The sequence below is a fragment of the Nocardia aurea genome (genome assembly GCF_003123685.1).
Taxonomy (GTDB): Bacteria; Actinomycetota; Actinomycetes; order Mycobacteriales; family Mycobacteriaceae; genus Nocardia; species Nocardia aurea.
In genome coordinates, this window is record NZ_QCYJ01000034.1 from 1 (window position 1) to 552 (window position 552).

Annotated in this window: 1 protein-coding gene; it reads right to left on the minus strand. The window is 73.9% G+C overall.

All coding sequences use genetic code 11. The features are described from left to right. The coding region (locus DAT37_RS12190; protein ID WP_157978448.1) for a fructosamine kinase family protein at positions 1–552 on the minus strand (552 nt) is incomplete at both ends.

Below are 552 nucleotides of genomic sequence, written 5' to 3' on the forward strand. Positions count from 1 at the left end.
GCGCCGAGCACGTGATCGAGCAGTGGCGTGCCGAACAGCCGCAGCATGGCCAGGTCGGTCTCCCGGTGCCCACCGTGCGCGGCGGGGTCGATCAGCCATACGTTCCCGTCCGCGCCCCAGTGCACATTGCCGCTCCAGGCGTCGCCGTGCAACCGGGAGGGAGGTTCGGAAGCGCCCGCGAGCTCGGGCAGGCGCGTGCACACCTCCTCGAACACCGCCGCCTCGCGGGACGAGAACAGACCCGAATCGACGCCCTCGCGCACGTAGGGCTCCACCCGGTGGCGTGCGTAGAACGTCGGCCAGTCGTCGTGCGGCTCGTTGCGCATGCGCGCGAGCCCGATCCAGGCGTTGGCGGGGCCACCCGGCGGCGCGGACCCGAACGCGGGCGCCGACCGGGCGTGCAGCGCCGCCAGGCCTCGTCCGAAGGCCTCGGCGGCCTCCACACTCGGCGACCCCGAGGGGATGTAGTCGATGACGAGCCACGTGTCGTCGACTCCGTGCACCGTGGGCACCGGCTCGTCGCCGGCGCCGCCCGGCTCGCCCAGCCACCGT